This is a genomic window from Streptomyces sp. NPDC051214, assembly GCF_040682375.1.
Lineage (GTDB): Bacteria > Actinomycetota > Actinomycetes > Streptomycetales > Streptomycetaceae > Streptomyces.
In genome coordinates this window covers 190,393-217,280 of the sequence record NZ_JBFBAT010000012.1, presented here as the reverse complement: position 1 = coordinate 217,280, position 26,888 = coordinate 190,393, and the positions used below count along the sequence as shown (strand labels likewise).

Here is a 26,888-nt window from a genome sequence, read left to right as displayed (position 1 = left end):
GGCACTGCTTAGATTGCGAGAAGCTGGCCTGGTCGTTCCCTTCTAAAGCCGCTTCCAGCGTCTGAGCTGGTCGCGTTCGGTGATGCTCTCGGGGCGTCTGGTGGTCCTGCTGACGTCATAGCGGGGTGCGATAGTCCTCCTGCGTGAAGCCTGGCCAGCCGAGGTCCGACACTCTCCGTGAGGCTGGGAAGCGCTTGGGCAAGGAAGCGTAAGCACGCGGTCGTGCTGCCTGAGCCGTATCGCACCTTCGAGGCCCAGATCGCCAACGGCACCGACGACGGACCGCCCGCTGAGGGCGGTCTGCTGCCCGGGGGCAAGATGCCGGACACCTGGGCTTGTTGGGAAGCGGACTGCTGGATGAGCCAAAACCATTCGACAGTACCGGCGCTCGCCTACCCCGCCAGCCGTTCCCGCCCGAGGAGGAATGTCAGTGGCCTACGACTACTGGGATCACACCCTCCACTCGTCCCTGTTGCACCAGACCTGCCAGCACAGCTCGGTGCTCCTGGGCAGCGACAGGCCTGGTGCGTACGGGACGCTGACGGTGACGGGGCCACACCGCGACCGGGTGTGGTCGCTCACAGACCGATGCGCCGCCCCATACGCCCACTCCCCCTCCGACCAGCCCGAGGACGAATTGCCTGCACTGGGTGAAGGGCTGGCATGCCGGACAGGTCTGGTGGCAGGCGGCCGGGTGGCGCCGCATGGCCCCTCAAACTTGATCGCTAAAGACGGCAACCGCTTGACAGCTGGGCGGCCTTTGCTTGATGCCGAGCTCCGACGCCAAGACGCAGGACAGGCAAGGACCGGGGTGTTTGCCGCACCATCAAGACGCAGAGGGTGGACCGTTCCAGGTGGCCGCACGCTACCGAGACGTCCTGTTCGACTGCCTGACCGCACGCCGGACACGAACCGTTGAAGCTGACCGGCGCGTTGCCGTATGCCGACGCCGGTGACGACGCCCATGGACCGGATACTGAGGGTCGAGCACCGTCACGGGCACGGCACCACGTAGGACGCGCTGAACCGAGGGAACATCGACGCCCCTCCGACTGCGGCATGGGCCCAGTCGGCCTGCCCCAGCCCAGGCCGGCGGCGAACGCCCGCTCGTCACCCAGCCACCGGCTCGCCTCTTGGCGCGGCGAAACCTATGGTTTGTGCGTCACCCAGAGCAGTTCCGCCGGCCAGCGGTGCGCCCAGTCGGGCGGATCGGTTTCGTTGTAGCCGTTGAGTGTTGCCCGTTCGGGCCGCGGCTCGATGAGGTCGTCGATGATGAGACCCGCACCGCGCAAAACTCTGACCCAGTCGCCGTAGGTGAGCTGATAGCTCATCGCGCCCTCGTCCTCGGCGATGGTGTGCAGCCCGAAGTAGTCGGTTTGCAGCGTCGTGCTCACGCGCCGGGCCGCTTGGTCGTAGCACGCTTCGAACCAGGGGCTGGCGACGTTGAACACCAGACGCCCGCCCGGGCGCAACACGCGTGCGGCCTGCGGGACGGCCAAGTTCGGGGGCGCCCAACTGAGCCCACCGAAATCACAGAACACCAGATCGAAACTCTCCGCGGCGAAAGGGAGTTGTTCGGCCGCGCCCTGCACCAGCGGATAGCGGTCCCTTCCCATCGCACCGGCTGCTGCGGCGAGTTGGGTTTCGGACAGGTCGAGCCCGACCACGGTGGCGCCCTCGGCGACCAGCGCCCTGGACCACTGGCCCGCGCCGCAGCCAAGTTCCAGGACACGCTTGCCGGTGACGTCGCCCAGGGCGTTCAGGTGCGCGTCGGGGATGGAGTACATGCCCCACAGCCGCGGTGCCGCGCCGATGTGCGGGTCATGCTTCTGTTGGTAGGCGCTGCTGATCTGATTCCAGAGCCGCCGGTTGGCGGGGATACTGTCCACGCGCCGACTCCAGCAGTGCAGGCCGCGCTGGTCAACACGATTAAAGGCACCGGCCGGCCCTCGCCTTGGTCCGGCCCCGGCTCAACCCATGCACACGATCCGGTCGCCGGCCTGCCCTGGCGGGCCATCGCTATCACTGCACATCGCCGCAGCCGCCCTATGCCAGCAGGCCATGAGAGACGATGATCTTCATCATCGTACGGTTCACAGGCGCAGGAGATTGCGGTATGCACAACTCGCCCAACCAGGGCCAGGATTTGCTGAAGTTCCGGTCGACGAATGTGGACGAGGCTCGGCAGGTCATCCACCAGCGCTTCTACGCCAACTTCATCGATGTGCCCGACGGCAGCGGTGAGTTCTTGGCCCGGTACGACATCGCCGCATTCGGTCCGTTCACACTCGGACGACTCTCCTTCGGCACGGAGGTGCGCATCAGTTTCGGGGAACTCGGCTCTTACCACGTAGACATCCCCCTGCGCGGCCACCTGGCCTGGCGTCAAGGAAGGCACGCCGATGCGGTGGCGACCCCCGCGAACGCCGCCGTCTTCCAGCCCCACGGCGTCACGACCCTGGATCGAGTCAGCACCGACTGCTCCATGCTGGCCGTGAAGATCGACCCCAAGGCCCTCAACCACCAACTCGAACGCCTTCTCGGCCGGCCGCTGCGCACCCCCGTCGCCCTCACCCCCGAACTCGACGTCGCGCACGGAGCGGGTCTGAGCTGGGTACGCATGATCCGCGCGGTGTTCGACGGGATGCAAGCCGGCGGACTGCTCACCCGGCCGATGGTCGCCCGCCCGCTCCAGGAGGCCCTTCTGACCGGACTCCTGCTCGCCACCGGCCACCGCTACCGCGATGAGCTCGACCGGCCGAAATCCGCCCTGCGCCCAGGCCCCGTCAAGCGTGCTGTCGAAGCCATGCACAGCACGCCACAACACCCGTTCACGGTAGGGGAGCTGGCCGCGCTCGCCGGTGTCAGCACGCGGCGACTCCAAGAAGCCTTCCAGCAGTACGTCGGCATGACCCCGCTGGCCTACCTCACCGACGTCCGCCTCACCCGCGCCCACGACGAACTGCGCCGCGGCACACCGGGCCAAGTGAACGTGAGCGAGGTCGCCCATCGTTGGAGCTTTAGCCACCTGGGCCGCTTCGCGTCCCGCTACCGAGCGCGTTTCGGCGAACTGCCCTCGCAGACACTGCGTGCCCGGTGACCACGGCCCACGCTGTGCGGACAACAGCCGCGTTCAGTGGATCGTGCGCGGCGACCACCACGCCCTAGGGTTCCAGGTGTTCGCCCGTCCGCCTCGGAGGTGCGCCGCGCGGACACCGGCCGGCCCGTCTCCACTCCCCCTCGGGCCGGTCACCGCCCGTCGGCGCCCCCCAACAGCCGCGGGCGGGTCGGCAGCGCACATGCGGCTGGACCCCGCCACGGTGTACTGCCCGACACGGGAGGAGGTCCGGGCCGGGGTCGGCGCCGGCCCGGACCTCGAGCACGATGGCCGGGGCATATTTCGGCCCCGAGAAGCCCATCGGATTCCCGTAAGCACTCACCGGAAAGCAGCGTAGCCATCAATACTCACCGAAGCCACCAGCCCTCCACCGACATCGCCCCCGAATCGGCTTGGTACAAGTCCTCGTACAGCGACGGCACCGGCAACTACTGCATCGAGGCCGCCGAACTGCCGGCGGGGGTGGGGGTGCGCGACTCGAAGGACAAGCAGGGCCCCGCACTGGTCTTCGCCCGGAGCACCTGGAGCACGTTCGTCACCAGCGTCAGTGACGGCAACATCACCATGAAACCGCACCCGGCCACCAGAGCGTGGATACCTCCTCAGGCACATTGAGGAAGCCCGTATCGGGGAAGACAGCTCGGCGGCGTGCGCGGCGACGCCGAGCCCGTTCCTCTCCGGCCGCAGCGCCCTGGAAGCACTCATAGCCCCCAGGCGCTGATCCGGATCGGCGGACCGCAATCCAGCAGATCCAGTCAGGCCACGCTTTCAGGGTGACGTCCGCGACCCCGGGCCGGCTCCGACGGCCCCGGAGAGGAGCCCGCCTCCTCCAGGGGCGAGGACAACGGCGGCGGAGAGGAGTCCAACCGCTCCGCAGGGTAGAAAATGTCGATGTCGACCTCCTCGCCGCCGACGATCTGCGTGTCCCACGCACCGCTGCGGACCAAGGTGTAGAGAGTCCGGCTGTCCAGCGTGTCCAAGTGCTGCAGCAATGTCGCGTCATCTGGCATTCCAGGAACTCGGGGCGCCAAGCGGTGGCGGATGGTGCGGAGTTGTTCGATGAGCGTTTCGAGGTCGGACTCCCGGTCCTGCTCCCGGTCCTGCTCCATGGACTCCGAGATGCTCTGCTGGATCTTGTCCTTGATGGCCCGGGTCACCCCCTGCTCGTCCGTTGTGATCATGGAGTTCCAGGCGCGGCTCTTGTGCCGGTACTGGAGCATCGACATGGCCGCCTCATGCCGGACGAAGTCCGCGTCACGGAACGGCCGCCCCCGCCAGGTGCCGCTCAGTGACCGGGCCAGCGAGATGACCGAACCCCAGCCGCTGTTGAGGCCGCGCCCCGGCCAGAAGTGGATGGCGTTGGCGGCGTCCCCGAGCAGGAACCCGTACGTGCCGGGTCCTGCGGATGTCTTGGGATACAGCCGTGCCGTGAATCGCGGCCGCTGCACCATGTCGAGCCGGAACGCAGTGACGGCACTCAAGTCCGACTCGGGCACGGCGAACAGTGCCAAGCCCTCCTTGACCCGTTTCCACAGCGCGGAGCCTTTGATCAGGGCGGGCAGGAACAAAGAGTTGTGCGTGTCGCAGCAGAAGTCGCCGTCCTCGCTCCGGTTCATCACACACGGACGCGAGGCGATGCAGTCCTCGAAGACTTGCCGCACGGGGTCGATGCCCACGACCTCCTTCGCCTCCTCGTCGGTCAGCCGCATGTTGAGGAAACCCTCGCCGTGCAGGGAGTTGAGGAGGAAGCGGTTTTGCGCCACGGTCAGCAGCACGGACATCGCATCCGGGAGCCGCGACTTCACCTTCAAACCGAGCACCACGTCCTGAAGATGCGCGCCTTCCAGGGAGTAGATGGACTTGTCGGCCTGGCCGAACTTCTCGGCGAAGTGCTCACGCGTCCGGGAGCGGCCTCCTTCGCAGATGGCGAGCACGTGGTCCGCGGCCACGGCCTTCTCGTGCCGGACCGGGTCGAACCGCTCCGGCACCAGACGGATGCGGTCCGGTTTCTCGTTGGCGATCTCCAGCAGGGTGTCCTCGACGTAGGCGATGCGAATGTTGCGGGGGTTGTGACCGTCGATCGAGTCCGGGCCCGCCGGCCACATCTCGCTGTACGCGCCGTCCCGGAACAGCCTCGCCTGCACCTCGCGGGGAAGCCCCAGATACTGACGGCTCTGGACCGTGACGACCTGCTGCCGCCGGACATTGCCCTGCTTGGCGTCCTTCCAGAGGACTCTGTCCCCGGCCCGGGTCCAGCGGCCGTCGTAGACCGTGATCGTGGCCCGGGGGCCGAGCAGCGATTCGAGAAGGAGGGCGAAAGCCAGCCCTACGGGTCCGCCGCCCGCCACCGTGACCTTGAGCACCGGCAGCGGTTGCCCGGCCGGAGGAGGCGTGAGCGCCCCCAGCACGGACAGGTCCATGATGGTCTCCATCGGATTCGCCGCCTCGAAGCGGAACGTTTCCTCCCCGATGGTGATCAGGTCGCCGGGCTGGAGCACATGAGAGGTCGCTCGCTCCCCGTTGACGTACGTGCCGTTGCTGCTTCCCAGGTCGTACAGCATGAAGCCGTGTCCCTCACGGCGTACCTCGGCATGGAACCGCGAGATGCTCGCATCGCGGATCACCACGTCGTTCGCCGGCTTGCGGCCGAAGGTGAGGGGCTTGGCGCCGATGCCGAACCGCTCCCCGGCCAGGGCGCCTTGATGACTGACAATCTCAGGAGGCATGAGGTCCTCGGATTCCCTTCACTCGACGGGCCAGAACGTGCGGCGGGGCGACCGAACCGCGGTCGCCGTGTCTCACTGACTGCATACGGCGCGGCGCAGTCGCGCGTTCAACAAGACATTTCGATTGCCCGAAAACCGACGCCCCGCCCCCGGGCGCGGCCCTCGACGACGTACTCAGCGAGTCGCAGGCCTGCTCCGCGACACCGACCGCCCACGTCACCGCATAGCGCACGGCTCATCGGGGGTGCCCGGCACGGCCGGGCGACCGCACGCCACCTACACGCACGACGCAGGGTCAACCAGCATCCTCACTCACCACGGCAACCCGCCCCCTCCCCCCCCTCCCCCACCAGGCGAAGTAGGCAGTAGCGCACCAAGGGGCATCTGCCTACTTCGGACGCCCTTCGCGATGCAGCGCGCAAGACCGGAGGAGCCGCGAGGAAACGGCCGTTCAAGCAGTGGACGGGGGCTCGGCGACGCTGGCCATCGAGCCCGTGTCGGCCTCAAGGGAAGAGCCGCTACACGGACACGTCGAGGTTGCCTTCGCGGCCTGCCCGGCCTCCCCCCCACCAGCACCAACAGCCCTGCTGGTTCCGGGCCTTACGAGCCATCCGTTCCTGGCTACCCCCCGCCGTCCCCCTCAACCGGTGGTGGCGAGTTTGGACGGACAAGGACCCGCCCTCCGGGCTCCAAGACCTGATCGACGCGGCCTCCGCCGGACACGGCAAAGGATGGCTCCGGTCAGCACGCCCTGGTCGATACGCCACCTGCCCGTGTCACCCATACCCATCACCAAGAACGTCAGGGCAAGGGCACCGCGCCCCCCGGCGCGGTGGGTCGGTCGCGGGCAGCCAAGTGGCGGGCGATGCAAGCGGTGATGGCGGGCGTGACTCCGGTCATCTCCGGACGCCAGCCCGGGACGGCATTCACTTCACACACCGTGTAGGCGTCCTGCGAGGCCATCAGCAGGTCCACTCCGGCGATGTGCAGGCCCAGGGCGCCGGCCGCACGTACGGCGAGTTGTTCCGCCGCTGGGTAGCGGCCCGGGCACAGGGTGGCGGAGCCGCCCTTGGCGACGTTCGCGGTGAGCGTGCCATCGGTGGACGTATGCAGTACGGCGCCTGCCGGCTCGCCGTCAACCACGATCACGCGCAGGGCGCGGCCGTGGGAGTTGGCCACGTATTCCTGAAAGAGGAACGGGGCGTCCTGCCCGAGGCTGCCTGCCAACTCACACAGCAGTTGCCTGTCGGGGGCGAGGAAGACCTGATCGCCCTTTGTACCGTTGACGGACTTCACCACACAGGGGGCCTTGAGGTGGGGGCTGCGGATGACGCCTTCCAGGGGGGCGGTCGCGTAGGAAAGGGTGTCGGGTACGGGAAGCCCGCACAGGGCGAGCTCCTGGAGTTGCCGGACTTTGTTGCGGCAGGTGAGTTGGGCCTCGACGGTGTTGATGAGGGTGCTGCCCATGCGTTCCAGGTGCCGCAACAAGGTCACCTCGCGGTCGAGCCGCATGCCTCCGGGAATCTGGCGAACACACACCACCCGGGGGGCGGGAAGGTCCATGCCTCCCAGGGTGCACAGCACCAGCCGCCCGTTGTGGATGCCGAAGAGCAACTCATCGGTGTGCCAGATGACGAAGCGGTGGCCATGGGCGGCGGCGAGCGCCGTAGCGAGCTCGTGGCTGGCGCGGCGCAGTCCCCTGTGCCGCTGCTCCGCAACCAGCATCCACACGTCCGCCGGCGCCAGGTCCCCGGACGGAGTGCGCTGAGTTGTCGTCACCCGTCTCCTCGCGTCTTCGTCGGCTGGCCTGCCGACCGGTTCGGGCTTGGTCCCCAGCGCAACCACTCTGCTCCGGATGTGACTTCACGGTGTCGCAGGAAGCACAATGATGAGGCGTTTCTTACCGCAGCTCAACAGCTCCACGCGCGCCGTTTCGGTGAAGAACGCGCCCGGGAGCCGGGAGATGACAGCCCGCAGCTGCCGATGGCATGGGAGCGCCCGACCGGCGGCCCTTATTGCCGTACGCCGGATCTGTGGCCCACGCGCCCCGCGGCTGGACGCGCAGGCGCTACCGCAGCAGGGCCGGGAGAGGCTGGTAGATCCAGACGTCCAGGAGCGGCCTCGCCTTGACACTCCAGCCGGACCTTCACGCAGTTCGCGCTCGAGCGTGCGCTCGAGGCCGGCGTCTGCTGCCTCCAGCCGACCACCGGGCAGCTCCCGTTCTTCGCCAGCGTTCCTGGAGCAACAGCACCCGGCCCCGTGCGTCCAGGGCAACACCGTTGACGGAATCGGGCCGAGCGGGGGCGTGGACGCCATGCGTTTCCTCGCAGCGCGGGCCGGCGCCAGCGTTTTCGGGCCGTAGCAGGGGGCCGTATACAACTCTCCCTGGTCTCGGGGCACTTTGCCGCAGTCGACAATCTGCCGCTTTCCCCGGCGGACCACCGATCGCAACAGTGAAACCACTGAGCGCCGACGAGGGACAACCCCCATGCGCCCCGGTGATCTGTTCGCAGCGCACTTCCTCGATCACAACGCGTCGGGAGCTTCGGCCGAAATCGCCGAGTAGCTAGACGAAGACGGCCTCGTCCCCTGCCCAGCTCGCCACGCGGATGGACGTGCCAGCCTTCGCCTCCCCCATCATGTCCATCTCCCCCCCCACGGCAGCAACTAACGACGGCCCGACCACGATCCGCTGCATCCCGCGTCACACGCAGCGCAGACAACGCCCATAGCGGCGCCGCGCGACGTGGGTGGCCGGCCCGGAATCAGGGATCTACAGAAGCCCTTCGCCGCCTGCCCGGCCGCCTCAGCGTCCCGCTTGCCGTGCCGGCCTTGGCGGGGACTGCGCGACGCCTATCGGGCGAAGCCCGCCGGGGCTGGGGCCGGATCACTGGCGGAGTCGGGCACGGTACTCGCCCGGGGCCGTGCCGCGGGCACGCCTAAAGGCCCGGCTGAAGGCGTGCGCGGAGCCGTAGCCGACCGCGCCGGAGATCGACTCGAGGGGCTCGTCGGTGTCGCGGAGCCGGACGGAGGCCAGGTCGATGCGCCACTGCGTCACGTACGCGCCCGGCGTCTGGCCCAGGGCGGCACGGAAACGCCGGGACAGCGTAGCCCGCGAGACGCTGGTGGCGGCCGCCAGACTTTGCGTGGTCCAGGGGTGGGCAGGTTGGGCGTGGACGCATGCCAGGGCGTCGCGCACGATGGGATCACGCATCGCGCCCAGCCATGAACCGGGCTCCTCCTGCGGAGGGTGGCGGGCCAGCCAGGCGCGGACGAACTGCACGAGCAGCAGGTCGACGATGCTGTTGACGACGGCGGTGGTACCGATCTGCGGCTGTGCGAGCTCGGCGGCGAGAAGCTCGGCGGTCCGTGCCAGCTGCGCGTTCTGGCGGGCGGAGACGTGCATCGGCCGGGCGAGGGAGGACAGCACCGGTGTGTGCACCTGATCGTCCTGCGCGTAGTGCAGAACGATCACTTCCGTATCAACCGGCGCCGCGCCCAACCGCAGGGCCCGGCCGTCACCGAAGGACCGGGCCGCCGCCTCGCGGTCGCAGGAACCCATCGTCACGTCCGGGTTGCCGGCTATCCCGTGTGCCGTGCCCGACGGCACAAGGACGGCATCTCCGGCCTGCACTTCAAGAGGTTTGTCACCCCGGATGTGGAGCCACAGGGTGCCCCGGGAGACCACGTGCAGTGCCGCTCCCGGCGAGGCGTCCAGAAACAGGCCCCAGGCTCCTCCTGCCTCCAACCTGACCCCCAACGCCCCGCGCGCACCCGCCACACGCAAGGCCTCCGCCAGCACATCCATGGGGCCCATTCTCCTCCACCACCGCGCACCACCCGCCGCACACCAACCGCTGCGCACCGCCCACCGACCGACCGCCGGCCGGCACATGTCTTCCCGTCCGCAGGCTCAGGTCACGTCCAGAACGACCTTTCCGTGCACCTTCCTTGCCAACAGCACCCGCACCGCCTCGTCCACGTCCTGCCAGCGACCCCGCAGGCCCACCGGCGCCGACAGCCTCCCGGCGGCCATGAGGCCAAGCAGGTCCGCCAGTTCGCCACCGGTCGGAGTCATGTCGCCGTAGGTGGCGATGCTGCGGGGCGCGCCGAAGCCGAACAGCGCCCCTGGCGGGAAGAGGGTCTCCTGCCCCGAGGAGTAGCCGACCAGGTGCAGGGTGCCGCCCTGGGCGAGCAGACTCCAGGCCCGGGCCGCCAGCGGCCCGCCCACCGTGTCCAGGACCAGGTCGAACTGCTCCCCCGCCCCGGCCCCGGCCGACCCGGACAGGTCGGTCAGGACCTGCCCGGCGCCCAGTTCACGCAGTCCGGCGGCCCGCTCGGGCGAACCGACCAGCGCCGTCACCCTGGCGCCCGCCAGGGCCGCCAGCTGGACGGCGAAGCGCCCCACACCACCACTGGCACCGGTGATCAGAACACTGCGCGCCAGCAAGGACCGGGTGCGCAGCACCCGCAAGGCGGTGACTCCGGCGATCCCCGGCGCGGCGGCGTCGGCCAGCTCCACACCCTCGGGGACAGTGGCCAGCGAGGCGGGGCTGACCGCCATCCGCTGCGCCCACGCGTGGGGAGCCATGCCCACCGCGACGCGCGTGCCTGCGGGCGGCCCCGAGCCGTCGGATGCCGCCCGCACCACGACGCCGGCCGCGTCATGCCCGTGCACCGCGCCGGCCGGCCACTGGTCGACGTAGTTCAACTCTCCGAAGTTGAGAGCGATATGCCGTATCTCCACCAATGCCTCGCCGGCGGACGGGAAGGGCTCATCGACGTCGGCGAACCGCACGGGTCCGGCCTCGCTGTGATCGACCACAAGGGCACGCATAGGGGGTGGGTTTCCTTCTCTCGCGGGAGCGCCTGAACACGCGGCGCGGCAACCAATCGAGTGCGCAACTGCCGCACTGGCGCCTTCCAACAACCCTTGCGCAGCACCGGCAGGGCAACCAGAGCCGTGAGAATCAATCAGTTGACCATCTGTGTCACCCCAGCCGCCCCCCCCGGCCGGAAGGGAAACCCGCGTCGGCCACAAGTGCCTGACAGGCGTGGTCGTCGTCTTCCGGTCGAGAAGGTCGCCGCAGCCCGTGCTCCCTGTGCTCTCTAGGCGGAGGCGGCGGCCACGAAGAAGGGCATGGCGATGAGCAAGCGGCCGGCCTCGGCGCGTCGGCGCTGTTCGGCGAGCCACTCATCGGCCTGGTCACGACCGACGGCGCCGCTCGTGCAGACCGGCTCGGCGAGCCTGTCGAGCAGCGGCAGCATCGCGGGATCGGTGAACACGCTGGTGTGCACCTCAACGGTGACGTCATGGAAGCCGCCGTCCAGGAGCAGACTGCGGTACTGGCGGCCGGCGCGGGGCGTGCCCAGGAGGTCTGCGCGGGCGTGCACGATCGTGCGGGTGAGCGCCGCGTCATCGGAGTCGACCATGATGGCGTCCCAGTCCTGCCCGACCAGGACGATCCTGCCGCCCGGGCACAGGACGCGCCGCGCTTCCGCCACCGCGCGCTCCGGCTGCCGAAGCACGTGGAAGACCTTGTCGGCGCGGTAGCCGCGCACGCTTGCGTCGGTGAACGGCAAGTCCTCCGCCCCCGCCTCCCAGAACTCGGCCGCCGGCCACCGTTCCCGGGCCGCGGCCAGCATCGGTGGATCGGGATCCACCCCCACCGCGCGGACGCCACGCTCGGCCAGCTCGGCGACGGCGCGTCCGCCACCGCAGCCGACGTCCACGACCGTCGAGCCCGGGACGAGAGACAGCAGTTCGTAGGAGCGGGCCCGCAGCAGGCCGGCGTTCGGCATCTGGTCCGCCGCGTCGAGGACGGCCAGCAGGGCCTCGGTGTCGCGGTGCTTTCCCACCGCTTCCTGGTTCTTGAACATGGACACCAGGCTGCGACTTAATGTCAACATGAAGTCAAGCGCAGACAACGGCGCGAGCGCGATGAGCATCGGCGCTCTTGCGGCACGGTTCGGTCTCGCCACGCACGTCCTGCGGCATTGGGAGGCGATGGGCCTGCTGCACCCCGTACGGGACGCCGGCGGACGCCGCCGCTACGGCACCGACGACCTCACCCGGGTGGCGACGATCCTCATCTTCAAGAAGGCCGGCCTCGGCCTGGACACCATCAGGAGCCTGTCCGCCAGCGTCGAGCGCGCTACGAGGCACGAGATTTTGCGTGCCGAGGCCGAAGAGCTGCGATCGACCATCGCCGCGGCCCAGGCCTCATTGCAGCTCATCGAGGGCGGCCTGAACTGCGAGTACGAGGACGTCACCCAGTGCCCGAACTACCTTCGGCTCATCGCCGAGCAGGTCGGCTCCCACGCCGGCGCACGGGCGAGCCAGGGGGACTTGGATGTCCGGCGAGTGCTCGACCGCACCCGCGCCGTCGGCGACGGGAGCGGCTGCGTGGATGAGGTCGCGCGCCGAAAGTAGGAGGGGCAAGTCCCCTACGTGCCCCGACGCGTGGGGTGGCGCCATTTACTCGTCAGAGCGATCGATGGTGTTCCTTGTCGCAAAAGTGGCCGTCGACGTGGCATGAGAGGGAGAGTGACCGGTTGTCGGTGATGAAGGATGTGATGAGGTGGGTGACGGCGTCGGGGCGTTCGAGGAGCATCATGTGGTCGCAGTCGGCGATCGTCACGAAGTCGCTGCCGTCGATGGTCGAGGCGAAGGCGCGTTGCAGGTCGGGGGTGGTGAGGGTGTCGTGTTCGCCGGCGAAGACCAGGGTGGGTACGCCGGTCAGGCCGCCCATGAGGGAGGTGCGGGTGCCGAGGGCGCGCTCCAGCAGGTAGGGAGCGTGCGGTTGGCGGCAGGTCTTGAGCAGGGAGCGCCGGAAGTAGCGCAGGGCGAGTTCCCGGCGGTGGACGTGCCGGCTCTCGTCCAGGCAGAACATCTCCGCGGTGACCTGGGTGACAAAGCCCTCCGCGTCGCCGGCGCGCAGCAGCGCTCCGGCTTGCCTGTAGCGCGTGAAGGGCGCCTCGGAGAGGTGGGCGGGGACGCCTCCGAGCAGCAGGCGGGCGCAGCGCTCCGGGTGACGTTGCGCGTACCGGAAGGCGAGGACCGCGCCATAGGAATAGCCATAGAGGTTGATGCGCGGTAGACGCAGGTCGTCGACGATGGCGTCGAGCGCCGCGTCGAGGATCTCCAGGGTGTGCTCGGGTCGCGGCAGGTCGGAGTCGCCGGAGCCGGGCAGGTCAGCGGTCACCAGGTCGGCCACGCCGGTGAGGTCGTCCTCCAACTGCGGCCAGTCGTACATGCCCTGGAAGGCGCCGCCCAGCGCGACCAGGGGCTCGGTCCGTGACTCAGCCGGCCGCAGGGACCGGTAGGTGTAGGACAGTCCGTCCACGGTCAGGGTGCGAACAGACTCCATGGCAGGGGTCCTCTCGGTCAGGGCCGGGTGAGAACGAGCACGGCGTTGTGGCCGCCGAAACCGAGCGAGGACGAGGCCGCACACTCCAGCTGTGCGGGGCGGGCGGTCTTGGCCACCACCTCGACGGGCACCCTCGGGTCCTGTACGTCCAGGTTCACTGTCGGCGGGATCAGTTGCTCCTCCAGGGCAAGGACGGTCAAGGCGGCCTCGATGCCGCCGGCGGCGCCCAGGGCGTGGCCGGTCATGGCTTTGGTGGAGGTGACGAGCGGGCGGTCGCCGAAGACGCGGTACAGAGCGGCGCTTTCGACCAGGTCGTTCATGACGGTCGAGGTGCCGTGGGCGTTGATGTGCCCGATGTCCGTGGCAGCGGCGCCGGCGTCGGCCAGCGCGGCCCGCAGCGCCCGCTCGATGCCCGCCCCCTCCTCGTCGCTGGCCACGGGGGAAAAGGCGTCGTTGGACGACCCGTACCCGGCCAGGCACGCCCGGACGGTGGCGCCGCGGGCCCGGGCGTGCTCCGGGCGCTCCAGCACCAGCATCCCGGCACCCTCACCGACGACGAAGCCGTCCCGGGCCACATCGAACGGCCTGCAGGCGGCCGCCGGGTCGTCCATCCGGGTGGACAGCGCCCGCATCCGGCAGGTGCTGGCGAACAACAGCCGCGAGCGCAGGGCCTCCGCCCCGCCGGCGACAGCGATGTCGCAGCGGCCGGCGCGTAGCCAGCCCAGCGCGGTGCCGATCGCGTCGGTGCCCGAGGCACAGGCCGTGCTGACCGCCAGGCTCGGCCCGCGGGCGCCGAGGTCCTGACAGACGCTGCCGGCGGCGTTGTTGTTGACGCTCAGCGGCGCGACTTTCGGCGAGACCTTGCGAGGTCCCCGCTGGTCGAGGACGGCCTGCTGCTGGTCGTAGAAGTGCAGGCCGCCGTGGGCCGTGCCCACCACCACCGCGACGCGGGAGTTGTCCCAGGTGGCCGGGTCGAGCCCTGCATCGGCCACGGCCTGTCGGGCCGCGACGACCGCCAGCTGGGCGAACCGGTCCATGAGCAGCGTGGCCCGGCCCAGCTCCGCTTCCAGGTCCAGTCCCTCGACCGTGTACATGAAGTCACAGGGCAGGCCCTGTAGCCCTTCCAGGGTGCGCACTCCCCGGGGAGCGCTGCCGGAAGTGATCTCGCTCCAGGTCTGCTTGGCGTCGCTGCCCGCGGCGGTCACCAGGCCAAGCCCCGTCACTGCGGCTGCGCCGTGCTGCGTCCCGGCCATCACGCCGCCCTTGACTTCTGGACCACGACGTCCACCAGCTGCCCAACGGTGCTGCGGGACGTCAGGTTCACGTCCTCCAGGTCGATGTCCAGTTCGTCCTCCAGCACCAGCCGCAACTCCTCCAAAGCGAGCGAGTCGATGCGCAGCTGGTGCAGCGGCACATCAGGAACCACGGAGGTGGGCGAAAGCCGGTACATCCTGATCAGCAGGTCGGTGACGTGGTCCGCGGTATCCAGCACTTGCTGCTCCTCGCTCGGCAGTGATGAAGGCATTGGTTAGACAACGGCAGGCCGCGCACCAAGTGGCGCCGGAGGGGCATGGACAACTCTTACGGATCACCGAATTGCGTACGGATGTTGATTCCTCCGTGCAACCCGGCACCAAGCACAGGTCTGCGGAGCAAACACCCAGTCAGATGGAACGTGTTCGCCAGGCCCGGGCGAAGAGTTCGCGCAGGGGCGTTGGCGACGGGTCGGGAGTAGACCTGTAGCGGGCGTTCGTCGCACCCCACGGCTCCGCCGGGGGCAGGGCGCAACGCACGGGCACGTCGGTGTCCGTCGGCGTTGACGCCGATCGCGATCAGTGCGTGGACGTTGATGATGCGGCCGTCCTAGCGGACCTTCTAGGTGAGCGTATCCACCCCGGCGAACGCATAGGCCCAGTGTCCAGCGGCCGGTTGCGAAAGGCCGCGACTTGCTCGTCCAGGTGCTTGGCCATCGCGCTGACCTGGGACTTGGACAGCTGGGTGCCCCCAAGGGACGCGGCGAGCTTCTCGGCCCTGCGGGTGGACACGCCGAGCAGGTAGGCGGTGGCGACCACGCTGATGAGGGCTTGCTCGACCCGCCCTCGCCGTTCCAGATGCCAGTGCGGAGAGTAACTTCCCTGACGCAGCTTGGGGACGGCGAGCTCGACGGTCCCGGCGCGGCTGTCCCACGCACACGGCCGGTAGCCGTTGCGGTGGTTGACGCGTTCGTCGCTGACCTGGTCGTATTCGGCGTTGCAGCGGGCATCCGCCTGGGCTCGGCGGCCGTGATCCGAAACGAAGCCCGTACAAGGGAAAGTCGCCTGCGCAGGCATTGACCCGCTCCGCACTCCGCGCTTTCATCGCGTGAGCCCCGCGCACAACAGTGCCGGGCGATACCCGTCATCGGGCACGAGGGCTGGAGCGCGGCGGTGGCCGTGCTCGGGCCGAAGGGGGAACCACCTGATGAGACCCGCGTTAGGGATCTGTATGTCCGCCGGCCTCGCGGCCGTCCTCACCTGTCTCGCCTCTCCCGCGGGGGCGGCGAGCGACGACCCACCTCCGCGCACCGAACGGATCAGCGTCGCACCCGATGGCACCGGCGGGAACTGGCACTCGGTGGATCCGACCGTCAGCGCAGACGGGCGCGTCGTCGCCTTCATGTCCTCGGCGAACAACCTGCTGCCCGGGACGGACATGCCCAACAACGTCTTCTACCGGACGGCTCCCGGTGCGCCCCTCCAGCGTGTGGAGGTACCCGGTGAATCGACGATGATGCCCAGGGTGTCCGAGTCGGGGCACCATCTGACGTTCACCTCGTGGTCCGCCACGAGCCAGCAGTACTCCGTGCACGTGAGGGATCTGCGCACCGGGCGCACCCAATCCGTCGCGCCCGCACTCCCGCGAGGCTATCGCGCGTACGGCGGCCCGGCTCCACTCAGCGCGAACGGACGCTACATCGCCTTCGTGGCCAAGACAGCCGCCGACGAGGACGGGGTGACCCGCTGCCGGATCATGCTCCTGGACCGGCAAAGTCAGCGGCTGTGGCGGGCGGGACCGTCCACGACTCGTGGCTGCCAGGACATCTCCCTGAGTGCCGACGGCCGCAAGGTGGCCTATCAGGTCGGCTATTCAGGGCCGTCCGACGACGACAAGGCGGACATCCTGGTCTACGACCGCGTGACTGGGAAGACCGTGCAGGCCGATGTCACCCATGACGGGGCACCGGCCGACAGGTCGGCGCAGGCGCCGGTGCTCAGCGCCGACGGCACCAAGGTCGGCTTCAACTCGGTGGCGACGAACCTGGTCCCGGGCACGGACCCCAACGGGGACACCAGCACATCCTGGAACGCCTTCGTCCGCGATCTGCGCACCGGCACGCTTCAGCGCTACGACGGCCGCTCCCCCACCGATGTCACCTTGGTGTCGGACCTGTCGTCGGACGGCTCCAATCTGCTCCTCAACACAGCCGACGCGAACCACGTGTCCCTGGGTCTGATCCTGCGCGAGGTGCGCACCGGTCACGAGGAGTTGCTCTCGCCCGGTCAGGACGGCAAGCCCGTCACCGTAGGCCGCGCGGCACTGAGCGAGGACGAATCCACGGCCGTCTTCGACTCCTACTACCCCGGCCTGGTGCCCGACGACAACAACCTGATCGGAGATGTCTTCGTACGCACCCTGAGTTGAGCGGGCGCCTGCCCCGGTGCGCGCCGAGGGGCTCGTAGCGGGGCGGGCGGTTGCTTCGACCCAGCGCGGAGGCGGGGGCGGTATCCCAACACCTAGCGGTCCGGCCTGGGACTCGGCGCATACACGATGGGAACGTGGGGATCTGGCCGCCCTCGTCGGGGCCGTTCAGCACGGTGACCACAGGCGCATGGAGCGGGTGCTGCAGAGCGTCACCGCGCGCCCCGCCGTTCACTTCGCGAGGATGCGCGAGCTGCTGCTGGTATGGCTGCATTGGCGCCTACGAGGTGGAGGGCGTACGAGGGTCGGTGCTCGTGCCGTGGCGGGCGCGAGCTTCGCGCAAGTATGCCTTCATGCGTTTCACCTGCGGCGGGTGAGCGAGGTCCCGCAGGGACAGGATGATCTCTGGTGCGAAGGCGATGGGTTCTTCCAGGTCTTCGTAGACCCGTGTGATGGTCTGGCACTCGCGGTCAGTGATCCAGTTGTCGTCCATCCACCAGGGCATCGACAGGCCGTTCTCGTAGGCCACATCCACGCTGTGCACGGCGGTCTCAGAAACCGATTCCTCAACGGTCATGGTCTCGATGGGGAACCGTTCGGGGGTGAACCAGCCGAACTGCGGTCCAGCCGGAGTTGCAGGGTCCAGCAGCAAATTGGTGATGTGTTCAGCGATGACGGGAGAGCAGTGGAATCCGTCGCGGTAGGTGCCGGTGGCAAAGATCAGGCCGTCGATACTGCAGGGTCCGACCAGGGGGAAGCAGTCGAGGGTGATGGGACGGACTCCGTGCAGCCACCGCACGATGGGCCAGGAGTCCATACGCCGGTCGAACTGCTCGCGCACCACCTGCAGCATCCCCTTGACGGCACCGAACTCGGGCCCGGCGACGGGAGCGCTGGTGAGCACGTTGGACGCGCCGAAGTACTGCTGGCCACTGGCTGGCAGGGGAACGGTGTGAATGCCGCATGTCGCCGCGCGGTTGGGCGTGCGGATCACCTCGCGGGCGCCGCGCTCCGAGGGCTCGACGATCAGGCCGAGGCCGGTGCCGTGCAGCAGCGGCGGCACAGCTCCTGGCGGGAGCAGGTCGGCGGTGAGATCGGTGCTGGTGCTGCCGGCTGCCAGCACCACGGAGCCTGCGGCAACCCGCGTCCCATCAGACAGGCGGACCCCCTGCACCCTGCCGTTTGCGACAACCAGCTCGGTCACGGTCGAGGGCACGAGGGTGACGTCGTGGCTGCGGCAGGCCGCCTCGAGTGCGCTCAACACGCGTCGGGCGTCTACGGCCCCTTCTCGCGGCAGGTGCAGTGCGCGGAAAGGACGGGCGTCGGGTTCGGGTGAGAGGCCATCGATCGCCCCAGGGCCGACTTCTTCGTACGGCTCGTCGTACTGGGCCAGAGCTGATTGCATGGCCTCGAAATTCCGGGCGGCGATCCGTCCGGAACGGGCCCCCAGCACAACAAACGTCCCTGGTACGTGGCTTGCGCGCAGTGCGTCGGCCTCAAGGCCCGCTGATGCCGCGAGCATCTCCAACCACTCAGGCCACTTCGCCAGGGCCTGTCGCCCGACCGTGAACTTCGCCTCAGCTGCCGGGTGCCTGCTGGTGTACTGCGTGACCTCGCCAAAACAGTTGAACATGGCCCCGGCCGCAGCTGAAGCGGCAAGGGGCCGCGCAGGGGGACCGATCACAGCTACCTCAAGCGTAGTGTCACGCCGCGCCGCCGCGACAGCAACGGACAGGCCCAGCACGCCATTGCCCACCACAACGACATCGGCCGAAGGGGTCACAGGCATCCGTTCCTCCGCACGCTCTCAGGTCTTGGCCCAAACAGCCGCTGCCCCGACGCTATGCGCACGCGAGTCCGTTCGCCTGCACTGATCACCCAGTAGGGCCGGCCCGTAATTCCATGCTCGGCATAGCAAGCCTGCCGCCGAGTACGCGCTGCTGGAGACCTGGTCTGCCACAAGGCCAACCTGTAGAGGGTCGGCACGTGGTACTGCCGCGGGGTCAGCCAGCCAGTTGGGCGCGGGCCAGCGCGTGCGCGCGGTCCAGTGCCTCGGCCGGAGCGCAGACGATGTTCGGCTGTACACCGGTGCCCTCCCAGTTCGTGCCGGAGAGGGGATTGATGGCACGGCCGATGGGGATCGAGGCTTCCAGATGCGGGTGCACCGTCCAGCTCTCCCGGGGGTGGGCACCTCCACGAGTGCGCTCGCCGACGATGACCGCGCGGCCGAGCTGCTGCAGGTCGTATGCCAGCTCTTCGGCAGCGGAGAAGGTGTGGTTGCTGGTCAGCACATACACCGGCTTGCTGCCGCCGAAACGGGCGCCGGGGACGTGTGGCTGGCTCCAAAATTGCTCGGTGCGTTCCCCGTCGCGCCAGTACATGGAGTTGAGGTGGGTGCGCTTGTCCAGCAGGTGGCTGCAGATGAAGGCGACTGTGTCCGGATCGCCGCCCCGGTTGGCCCGCAGGTCCACGATCAGCGCCCCGGCGCGGGAGGTCAGGGCAAGTGCTGCGGTCAGTGATTCGGCAGCCCACTGCAGCGGAAACAGCATCGGTGCCAGCTCCAGTACGGCGACGCCTCCGTCGAGCGATGCCACCCGGGGCACGCCGCCCAACGAGGTGTCGAAGTCCCCGCGGATGGTCTCCAAGAACGCCGCCCCCTGCTCCTCGGGCACTTGGTCGGCGTGGTACTGCAGGCTCAGATGCCTGTCCCCGTTGACGGACTGCAAATCCGCGGTGACCAGCCGGGCGAGCTCCTGGGCGTCATCGACGGCGTAGGCGCCCTCGGCTTGGCGCCGTTGCAGCAGGTCGGCGAGCTGCCCCGCTATCTCGGGGAAGACGTAGTGCTCGGTCAGGAGTTGAGCCATCTCCTCGATGACAGGGCCGGGCTGAAGCTTCGTCACAGTCGTCATGGCCCGGAGTAGATCACCGCGCTGGCAAAAGCGTCCATCCATCAGGACTCGACTCCAAGCAAAGGGGGGGGTGGACGGCCGCAGCCGGTGCGACACAGCAACGGCCGGGGCCTATGCCTGCGTGCGGTGGATGTATCCCGCTCACTGCGCACAGATCGCGTGCAAGGTCAGGGACGCAACGCACCGCCCGCCGCAATAGAGAGCTTGAGGAAGGAAACGACGGGCTGGCCCTGTCTGATCGGCTCGCCACAGGGCCAGCAGGCTTGCGTGCCCTGCGTCATCGGGCGCTTCCCTTGTGTCCGTGGGTGCGGGATTCCCGCACGGCCACACGCAGTCGGGTCCCGGCCGGGCAAGGCTGCTGCGCCTGACACTCCCGACAGGTCTCCAGGTGCGCGAGGTAGTCCCGGTACAAGGCTTGGGGTATCTGCGCGTTCACGGTTGCCCCTGGGAGGTCAGACAGCGCCGGCCTTCGGTGATCAAGGTCGTCACGGGCGGCAGAGCGCACAGATCGCCCGGCAGCTCGGGCAGCACCAGCCAGTACGTTCCCGGCGGATGGGTCAACCGTGTGGCGGGCACGCCCAGATAGGTGCCGGTCCCCAACAGCGGGGCCACTTCTTGGTGCTGCCACGCCCGGGGTGGAGTGGGCTGCACCAGCGCGTAGTAGTGGGAAGCGAAGGCGTCACAGATCACCGGCCCCGCCAGCATTCCAGCCAGCGTCCCCCGCACCATCTCCGTGCGGTCGGTGCCACACGCCGCATGCACCAGACGGCCAGAAAGCCGCACCGCGCAAAACCGCGTACCACACGGCAACAGCGCAACACCGCGATCCATCCACTCGCGCCTGGCCTGGGCTACGCCCTGTTGTGCCTGCGCAAACCACAGCGCGACCGCTCCGTCTGACTGCTGCGTGTCCACTGTCTGCCCCTGCCGTCCTCGGCGTCAATCAGGTCCGATAGCGACCGTAGGGGCGAGTGTTGAGGACTACCGACCGGATTGCGGTCGGTGCCTTCAGGCGGCTAGGAGACCGATCTCTGTTGCGAGCTTAGATGCCCGGCGCCGGCCGGGGGCCCGCGGAGATTCGATGGCCTCGAGGATGATGCTGCGCGCGTAGCCGTTGTAGCGAATCGTCTCGGGCGCGGAGCGGTGCGCCTTCTCGAGTGTGGCCAGGGCGACATCGGGCTGGTTGTCCAATGCGTAGCCCCTGGCTTCCTCGATGCGATGGCGTGCGCGACGCGGCCTTGAGCGGATGGTGTGCTCGTCGGCGCGGGCTGCTTGGCGGACCGACTCTGCGCCCTGGTGGAGTTCCACGGCGACGGTGACGGCGTGAGCGCCCATGATGGCCTGCGAGAACGAGGTGACCGGGTGGTAGTAGTCCAGATCGAGGCGAGAGGCCATGAGGTTGGACGCGTCCCAGTGGGCCCACGCGGTGCCCGTCTCCCGGCGGCGGGCTGCCGTGTATCCCAGCTCAAAGCGCAGCGCGCCGGCGATGGCCAGGACGTCGTCGGAGGAGTCCGGCAGCAGCGGCTCAAGGAATTGCAGAGCCCTAAGGTTGACCGCGTCGGCGGCCTCGAAGTGGCGGGGGCCGCTGTCACGGTGAGCCTGGGCCATGAGCCAGGCCGCGACGCCGATCGTGTGCGGGTCCTCGGACTCCTGCGCTGCGATCATGCCGCGCTCGGTGACCCGCCACAGCAAGGACGGGTCGGGCTGGTATGCGATGAAGAACTGCGCCAGCGCATAGGTCTGAGCGAGAAGCGACTGCGCTGCGCGACGGTCGCTGCTGGTGTCGGCGTGACGCACCAGCAACTGCGCGTCCGCAATCAGGTCGGGCAGCAGCTGGCCGATGACCTCGCGGTGATTTGGTGCGCGGTGCCGTGCCTTCCACGCCGCGTGCAGGCGGGCCTCGACATGTGCCACCGGGGGCGGCTCGACGGCGGAGGCCAGCGGGAAACTGTCGATGGCGGCCTTGACCGCGGCCAGCCGCGGGTGGCCGGGGCCGATGAACAGATCGACGTGCATGTCCAGGCGGCCGGTCAGGTCACTGAGGTCAGCGACCCGCAAGGCCTCCGCGATGCGCATCACCATCTCCAGGCCGGGCACCTTCTGTTGCCCGTTCTCGATCTTACGGAGGGTGTGGGGCGACACACCGACGAGGTCGGCGAGCTGCCCCTGGGTCATACCGCGCCGCCCGCGCAGAATCTGCACGCGCTGGCCAAAGCGCAGCGGGTCACCGTACGGGTCCGGAGTCATACTCGAAGACACGCTCTCGCCCCAATCTCTGAACAGGTCGCCTTGCCAGGGTATGGGGCACGGCCGCTCCTGCGTCAGGCCTCCGACCAGGAACCCCCCCTCCAGGCATACCAAGAGAGGCTCCACCGCCCATACGCCATGGAGATCTGGCCATACCGGCATCGAGTGGCGCCCAGCGCTGCGGCTGCCAACTGCGCCACGGGAGGGGCTGGTACTGCATACGCCCCCTCCCGACATGCGCTTCCAGGTGACGGCGAAGGCCCAAAAGCGGCTCATTCAAGATCTGCGTGAAGCCGGTCGTGCTTCCGTGCGCCAAAAACGCTCCGTCATGGAGGGCGGGATGCTCGATCAGTGTGGAGTGACTGACGACCATGTTTCCGCACCTTGGTGGGGTGCCTGTTAAACAAGTGGTGGCAGAGGGCGGTCTGTTACGGAACGTGACGAGGAACGTACCGACGCTCTCGGCGTCGTGCCCGGGCTGTGGGGGTTCTGTCGAGATGTCTACGAGCGCCGGCTCGCCGACGACGTAGTCGGCAGCCGTCGGGTGTCCATCACCTTGACCATCCGGCGTGTGTTCAACCCGGCTGCACAAAAGCAGGGTTCGCCGAGCAGGTCGATGGGCTGACCGTAAGTTATGGTCGGCGGACTCCGAAGCTCACGGTCCTATGGGGCACGATTGCGGTGGCCTTGGCGCCGTTGCGGTACAGGGCGGCCAAGGCGTGCCCCGCAAGAACAGCACGTCTTGGCCCTCCTCGTCAGCTGACGCCGGAAAGGGCTCTGGCCGATTTCGTCCTTGCTGTAGCGGACCGCGAGTTCGTGCCTCACGTGTCGGGTCGAAAGTGCCCAGAGCGGGTACCCGGTGACGGACATCAGGAGGATTGCATGCCACTCACGTTCCGCAAGAGTTTCAGGATACTTCCCGGGGTACGGCTGAACATCAACAAGCGCTCGTGGTCCCTGACCACAGGCGGCCATCACGGCCCCCGCCGCACCCACAGCAGCACCGGCAGGCGCACCACGTCGATGGACCTGCCGGGCCCGTTCGGCTGGCGCCGCACAACCAAGCGCCGGTAGCAGCAGGACCGCGTTACGGCGAGCACCGCCGCATCGAGACACCCCTGGCCTATGAGGTGAAGGCCGTTGCCCCAGCCGTGCAGCAGGCCGGTGCCACCCTCGCCGCGCCCCCGGCCTCCTTCGACAGTCGTTCAGCTCCGGCTGCCGGAGAGCACGTCGCGGTAGCTTCGCACCACGTCTGCGTAGACCTTTGCGCTCGGCTTCGGACGGCGCTGGAAGGTGTTGCGGTCGACATCGCAGAGCCCGAGTTGAGCGCCATAGCCGAAGATCCACTCGAAGTTGTCCATGAGGGTCCAGTGGCAGTAGCCGAGGACGGGAATGCCTGCGTCGATTTCGGCCGCGAGTCCTTGGATCGCGGCAGGTATGAAGGCGGCGCGTTGCGCATCGTTCGATGTCTGGATGCCGTGCTCGGTCACGAGGACGGGCGCCCCTGAGGCCTCGTGGGCGTAGCGCACGGCGCCGGCGAGGGAGCCGGGAGCGATGGCGGTGCCCATGCCGTTGAGGTCACCGTCGACCGCTACCTCGCCGTGGGGGCCGTGCACGATGCGCTCGTAGTTCTGCACGCCGATGAAGTCGTCGTGGCGCGCCTCGCGCAGCCAGTGGTCGTACACGGCGGCGCGCTTGGCGTCCCGGCGTTCTTCGCCGCCGGGAACGGCGACTTCATCGGCGATGGCGATGGATACGCCGACGGGCAGGTCCGCGCGGCGGGCCTTGATCGCTTCACGGGCAGCGCGGTGGGCATGAGTGAACGCTTCTTGGAACTCGTCCTGCCGGTCAGCGGGGATGACGTTCGCGGAGGCGTAGGTGCTGGTGTTGGCGGCGCGTGCCGCCGCGGCCAGCATCTGCATCTTGAGGGTTTCCGCCTCGGCCGGGAGTTTCCCGCCCGCCTGCAACAGCTGTTCCAGGTTGGGTTCGTTGAGGGTGACGCCGTAGGCGATGCGGTCGCCGAAGCGTGCCATGACGCGGTCGCACTGCTCGGCGAACCGTGCCGGTCCGTCGCCGGCGGTCCATGAACCTGCGGCCGCGAACCAGTGCGGTGCGGTGAAGTGGTTGAACGTCACGATGGGGGCAAGGCCACGTTCCAGGCAGCCGTCGACCACGCGTTCGTAGTGGTCGAGGGCTTCGGTGGAGACAACGCCGCGCTCGGGTTCGACGCGTGCCCATTCGACGGAGAACCGGAAGGCGTTGAGTCCCAGCCCTGCGACGACATCGAGGTCGGTCCTCCACTGCTGGTAGCCCCGGCAGGCCGGTCCGCTCGGCTCGCGGAACAGGGAGGGAGTGGTGTGTTCGAGGAACCACGTGTCGCTGGCAACATTGTCGCCCTCGCTCTGGTGCCCTGCGGTGGCGACGCCCCACAGGAAGCCGTCAGGCAGGCTGGTCGGGCTGGTGGGTGTCATGCGTGCTCCTTGCGCTGATGCGGTAGGCCGGTGGGGGTGGGGTGCCGGGTGGTGGGGCGTCATCTTGTGGTCCCGGGCCAGGGGGTGTGGAAGCGGTGGCGGCCGGGGCCGACCTCCGTGGGTTCCATGCTCGGCAGGTCGATCAGTGCGGTGACGCGGGGTGGTACGAGGACGTCGACGAGCAGCGTGGTTCCGGTGATACGCCATCCGGTCTCGGCCCGGCCGTACGGTGTCTCGTGCGCGGCCTTGGCCCAGGTGAGGCCGCCTCCGGGGAGGGGTCTGACGAGCAGGCGGCGGTAGCCGGGGGCGGCCGGGGCGAGACCTGCGACGGTGCGGTGCAGCCAGTCGGCGATCGCGCCGAGTGCGTAGTGGTTGAAGGAGGTCATCTCTCCGGGGTTGACGCTGCCGTCGGGGAGCAGGCTGTCCCAGCGTTCCCAGATCGTGGTGGCGCCCATGTCGACCTGGTAGAGCCACGAGGGGCAGGAGCGCTCCATCAGCAGCCGGTATGCGGTGTCGGTGCGGCCTGTGGCGGTGAGTGCGTCGCACACGAGGGGGGTGCCGAGGAAGCCGGTGCCGATCCGGTGGCCATGTTCGGCGACCAGGGCGGCCAGCCGGTTTCCGGCCTCGGCCCGCTCGGTGTCCCCCTGGAGCAGGTCGAAGCCCAGGGCGAGGGCGTAGGCGGTCTGGGTCTCTTGCGTCAGGCGGCCGCCGCCGGTGTGGAAGTGGGCGCGGAAAGCTTGTCGCACGGCCTCGGAAAGTGCGTGGTAGTGCTGGGCGTCGTCCTTTTTTCCCAGTACCTCGGCGGTGCGGGCGAGTAGTCGCGCCGAGTGCGCGAAGTAGGCCGTCGCGACGAGTTGGGAGGAGGTCGTCGCCCCGCCGGGGTCGTCGGGGGATGCGGTGGGATCGAGCCAGTCACCGAACTGGAAGCCCTCGCCCCAAAGGTGTGCGGGGCCGGCGATGCGGGCGACGGCGTCCACCCAGGCACACATGGACGGGTACTGGTCGCGCAGCACTTGACTGTCGCCGTACCGCTCGTACAGGACCCACGGGACGATGACGGCGGCGTCGCACCAGCCGGCCATCGCAGGATTGCCGGGCGGCATCGGGACGGGGATGTTCACCGGGATGGCGGGACTGAAGACCGGCGGGATGCGGTCGGGGTCCTCGCTCTGGTCGGCGGCGAGGTCGCGCAGCCAGGAGCGCAGGAAGTCCTTGGTGTCGTAGAGGAACGCGGCGGTGGGGGCGAAGACCTGGATGTCGCCGCTCCAGCCGAGGCGTTCGTCGCGCTGGGGGCAGTCGGTGGGCACGTCCAGGAAGTTGCCCCGCATGCCCCAGACGACGTTCTCGTGGAGCCGGTTCAGGGAGGAGTCGGAGGACTCGAACCAGCCGGTGCGGCGCATATCGCTGTGCAGGACTACAGCGGTGACGTCATCGGGGGCGAGTTCGCCGGGCCAGTTGTCGATTTCGGCGTAGCGGAAGCCGTGGAAGGTGAAGCGGGGCTCCCACTGTTCGCCGTCGGTGTCGCCGCGCAGGGTGTAGCGGTCGGTGGCCGTGGCGCCGCGCAGCGGATGTACGCACAGTTCGCCGTCCTCCAGGACCTCGGCATGCCGCAGCGTCACGGTGCGGCCCGCGTCGCCGTGGACGCGGATGCGCAGTCTGCCGACGAGGTTCTGTCCGAAGTCCACGAGGGTGCGCCCGGTGGGTGACGTGGTGACGGCCACCGGCGAACGGCACTCGATGCGCCGCACAGGAGGGCTGTCGGCCGGGAAGAGCACCGAGGTGTCGAAGTCGACCTGGCGCACCGGCTTCCACTGCGTGTCGTCGAAGCCTGGTTCGCTCCATCCGCGCAGCTCCCGCCGGGCGTCGTAGGTCTCCCCCTCATACAGACCGGCAGCCGTGACCGGCCCGGCCGCCGCGCGCCAGCCGGCGTCGGTGGTGATCGTCTGGACGTTGCCGTCGGTGTACTCGATCCGCAGCTCGGCGAGCAGCCCGGTGTCCGGCCCGTAGAGGTCGCGCCTGCCGCCGTTGAATCCGAGCAGGCCCCGGTACCAACCGTCAGCGAGGTGCCCGCCCCAGGCGTTGGCGCCGGGCAGCACCAAGCTGGTTACGTCGAAGGACTGGTAGCGGTGGCGGTGGTGGTAGCTGGTCCAGCCCGGTGCCAGGACGTGGTCACCGACCACGGCGCCGTTGAGCTGCATCTCGTACACCCCCAGGGCGGTGACCCGCAGCCACGCCTGGCGCACCCCGCTGCCGACGGTGAACACATCGCGCAGCAGCACTGCCGGGCGGCCCGCCGCGCCAGGCGGTTCTTCCGGCCAGGCGGGGGCGATGGCCTGAGCGGTCCAGGGGTGGGGCATGTCAGCCTTTCT

The 26,888-nt window shown here is 68.9% G+C and carries 20 protein-coding genes and 1 pseudogene; 5 read left to right on the top strand and 16 right to left on the bottom strand.

Going from position 1 to position 26,888, the window contains the following annotated elements; all coding sequences use genetic code 11:
• Positions 1–1,148 precede the first annotated feature (1,148 nt).
• Positions 1,149–1,889, bottom strand: coding sequence for a class I SAM-dependent methyltransferase (locus AB0M70_RS30035; RefSeq protein WP_365824693.1), 741 nt, complete (start codon positions 1,887–1,889; stop codon positions 1,149–1,151).
• Positions 1,890–2,116: 227 nt separating this feature from the next.
• Between AB0M70_RS30035 and AB0M70_RS30030 the strand changes: the two genes are divergently transcribed.
• Positions 2,117–3,100: an AraC family transcriptional regulator gene (locus AB0M70_RS30030; protein WP_365824691.1), complete on the top strand. Its 984-nt coding sequence runs from the start codon at positions 2,117–2,119 to the stop codon at positions 3,098–3,100.
• A gap of 36 nt (positions 3,101–3,136) precedes the next feature.
• Entirely contained in the window at positions 3,137–3,733 is a 597-nt protein-coding gene (locus AB0M70_RS30025; RefSeq protein WP_365824689.1) for a DUF397 domain-containing protein, read from the top strand.
• Positions 3,734–3,873: 140 nt separating this feature from the next.
• Here the strand turns inward: AB0M70_RS30025 and AB0M70_RS30020 are convergent, their stop codons facing one another.
• The 5 genes from AB0M70_RS30020 to AB0M70_RS30000 all read right to left on the bottom strand — a co-directional run bounded on the left by AB0M70_RS30020 (position 3,874) and on the right by AB0M70_RS30000 (position 11,724).
• Complete coding sequence (locus tag AB0M70_RS30020) at positions 3,874–5,844, bottom strand: FHA domain-containing protein (protein WP_365824687.1); 1,971 nt, start codon at positions 5,842–5,844, stop codon at positions 3,874–3,876.
• An 801-nt stretch (positions 5,845–6,645) separates the two neighbouring features.
• Positions 6,646–7,623, bottom strand: a complete 978-nt coding sequence (locus AB0M70_RS30015) for a RimK family alpha-L-glutamate ligase (protein WP_365824685.1) — start codon at positions 7,621–7,623, stop codon at positions 6,646–6,648.
• Between the two features lie 1,108 nt (positions 7,624–8,731).
• A complete protein-coding gene (locus AB0M70_RS30010) occupies positions 8,732–9,652 on the bottom strand; it encodes an AraC family transcriptional regulator (RefSeq protein WP_365824684.1) in 921 nt (306 codons plus the stop codon).
• Positions 9,653–9,757: 105 nt separating this feature from the next.
• Complete coding sequence (locus tag AB0M70_RS30005; protein ID WP_365824683.1) at positions 9,758–10,681, bottom strand: zinc-binding dehydrogenase; 924 nt, start codon at positions 10,679–10,681, stop codon at positions 9,758–9,760.
• Between the two features lie 272 nt (positions 10,682–10,953).
• Positions 10,954–11,724, bottom strand: a complete 771-nt coding sequence (locus AB0M70_RS30000) for a methyltransferase domain-containing protein (RefSeq protein ID WP_365824681.1) — start codon at positions 11,722–11,724, stop codon at positions 10,954–10,956.
• Positions 11,725–11,752: 28 nt separating this feature from the next.
• On the opposite strand from AB0M70_RS30000, the gene AB0M70_RS29995 reads away from it, so the two are divergent.
• Positions 11,753–12,277, top strand: a complete 525-nt coding sequence (locus tag AB0M70_RS29995; RefSeq protein WP_365824679.1) for a MerR family transcriptional regulator — start codon at positions 11,753–11,755, stop codon at positions 12,275–12,277.
• A 52-nt stretch (positions 12,278–12,329) separates the two neighbouring features.
• Here the strand turns inward: AB0M70_RS29995 and AB0M70_RS29990 are convergent, their stop codons facing one another.
• From AB0M70_RS29990 to AB0M70_RS29975, 4 genes and pseudogenes are all read right to left on the bottom strand, one after another.
• The gene (locus AB0M70_RS29990; protein WP_365824677.1) at positions 12,330–13,214 is read right to left on the bottom strand and encodes an alpha/beta hydrolase; all 885 of its coding nucleotides are present in this window, start codon (positions 13,212–13,214) and stop codon (positions 12,330–12,332) included.
• Between the two features lie 17 nt (positions 13,215–13,231).
• A complete protein-coding gene (locus tag AB0M70_RS29985) occupies positions 13,232–14,467 on the bottom strand; it encodes a beta-ketoacyl-[acyl-carrier-protein] synthase family protein (RefSeq protein ID WP_365824675.1) in 1,236 nt (411 codons plus the stop codon).
• The gene (locus tag AB0M70_RS29980; protein WP_365824818.1) at positions 14,467–14,703 is read right to left on the bottom strand and encodes a phosphopantetheine-binding protein; all 237 of its coding nucleotides are present in this window, start codon (positions 14,701–14,703) and stop codon (positions 14,467–14,469) included. The genes AB0M70_RS29985 and AB0M70_RS29980 overlap by 1 nt, the downstream gene beginning before the upstream one ends.
• A 311-nt stretch (positions 14,704–15,014) precedes the next feature.
• Positions 15,015–15,487, bottom strand: a pseudogene (locus AB0M70_RS29975) (transposase); the annotation flags it as partial.
• 211 nt (positions 15,488–15,698) lie between these two features.
• Here AB0M70_RS29975 and AB0M70_RS29970 point away from each other — a divergent pair.
• Entirely contained in the window at positions 15,699–16,895 is a 1,197-nt protein-coding gene (locus AB0M70_RS29970; protein WP_365824673.1) for a hypothetical protein, read from the top strand.
• Positions 16,896–17,172: 277 nt separating this feature from the next.
• On the opposite strand, the gene AB0M70_RS29965 is transcribed toward AB0M70_RS29970, so the two are convergent.
• The 4 genes from AB0M70_RS29965 to AB0M70_RS29950 form a co-directional block, all read right to left on the bottom strand.
• Entirely contained in the window at positions 17,173–18,675 is a 1,503-nt protein-coding gene (locus AB0M70_RS29965; protein ID WP_365824671.1) for an FAD-dependent oxidoreductase, read from the bottom strand.
• Positions 18,676–18,895: 220 nt separating this feature from the next.
• Complete coding sequence (locus AB0M70_RS29960; protein WP_365824669.1) at positions 18,896–19,801, bottom strand: S41 family peptidase; 906 nt, start codon at positions 19,799–19,801, stop codon at positions 18,896–18,898.
• A 432-nt stretch (positions 19,802–20,233) separates the two neighbouring features.
• Positions 20,234–20,716, bottom strand: coding sequence for a hypothetical protein (locus tag AB0M70_RS29955; RefSeq protein WP_365824667.1), 483 nt, complete (start codon positions 20,714–20,716; stop codon positions 20,234–20,236).
• Positions 20,717–20,809: 93 nt separating this feature from the next.
• On the bottom strand, positions 20,810–22,048 hold the full coding sequence (locus AB0M70_RS29950; protein WP_365824665.1) for a helix-turn-helix transcriptional regulator: 1,239 nt from the start codon (positions 22,046–22,048) through the stop codon (positions 20,810–20,812).
• 882 nt (positions 22,049–22,930) lie between these two features.
• Between AB0M70_RS29950 and AB0M70_RS29945 the strand changes: the two genes are divergently transcribed.
• Complete coding sequence (locus AB0M70_RS29945) at positions 22,931–23,122, top strand: DUF4236 domain-containing protein (RefSeq protein WP_365824663.1); 192 nt, start codon at positions 22,931–22,933, stop codon at positions 23,120–23,122.
• A 131-nt stretch (positions 23,123–23,253) separates the two neighbouring features.
• Here the strand turns inward: AB0M70_RS29945 and AB0M70_RS29940 are convergent, their stop codons facing one another.
• The gene (locus AB0M70_RS29940; RefSeq protein ID WP_365824661.1) at positions 23,254–24,519 is read right to left on the bottom strand and encodes a family 1 glycosylhydrolase; all 1,266 of its coding nucleotides are present in this window, start codon (positions 24,517–24,519) and stop codon (positions 23,254–23,256) included.
• Between the two features lie 59 nt (positions 24,520–24,578).
• On the bottom strand, positions 24,579–26,876 hold the full coding sequence (locus AB0M70_RS29935) for a glycoside hydrolase family 78 protein (protein WP_365824659.1): 2,298 nt from the start codon (positions 26,874–26,876) through the stop codon (positions 24,579–24,581).
• Positions 26,877–26,888: the final 12 nt, after the last annotated feature.